This window comes from Zooshikella harenae (genome assembly GCF_018837975.1).
Classification (GTDB): Bacteria; Pseudomonadota; Gammaproteobacteria; order Pseudomonadales; family Zooshikellaceae; genus Zooshikella; species Zooshikella harenae.
Map to the genome: position 1 here is coordinate 1 of NZ_JAGSOY010000352.1, position 590 is coordinate 590.

The 590-nt window shown below is 41.5% G+C and carries 1 protein-coding gene; it reads right to left on the bottom strand.

Going from position 1 to position 590, the window contains the following annotated elements; all coding sequences use genetic code 11:
* On the bottom strand, window positions 1–223 hold a 223-nt coding region (locus tag KCG35_RS26085), incomplete at its 3' end, for a hypothetical protein (protein WP_215822843.1).
* Window positions 224–590 lie beyond the last annotated feature (367 nt).

Consider the following 590-nt stretch of genomic DNA (forward strand, 5'->3'; position numbering starts at 1 on the left):
GGCTAGCCTGTACATGGAGCTCAGCATGAGGATTTTTTGCTAATGCTTCAGCGGCTTCTCTGATCACATTGACAAGTGATTGACTAATTGTTGAGTCAGTAAACTCAAAGTGTTCACCACCAAGCTCAAAACGAATGATTGATCCTGATGTTGATTTAGCGTTAAGCAATGTCTTCAGAAGTTGGTGCTGTGTGGTGTCACCTGTTTCAGTTTTCATAGGCATGATTACACCCTCCTTTGAATCTAGAGCTTAACTGAAATATCTGAAATAATCAAAACAACTGATATATATGACAAATGAGTGAAGCAGAGCTTAACTTGCACTTGGTGTTGTAAGGGGTGCTGCAAATATGTCTATGTTAGGTATTACTAATGGATTATTATACGCATAGTGTCTTCTAACCTGCTACCTGAAAAACCCGTGCAAAACCTCCGCTGCAGCCCTTGACTTCTGTGACTACAAAAGGGAAATTTTTCCGATTTTTCCGCCCCAAAATACCCCCTGTTTTTCAATAAAATCAATAAGTTAAGTAGGGTTGCGCGCCAAAATGGGGTTGTGGGGGTCGGAGGTTCGAATCCTCTCACTCCGA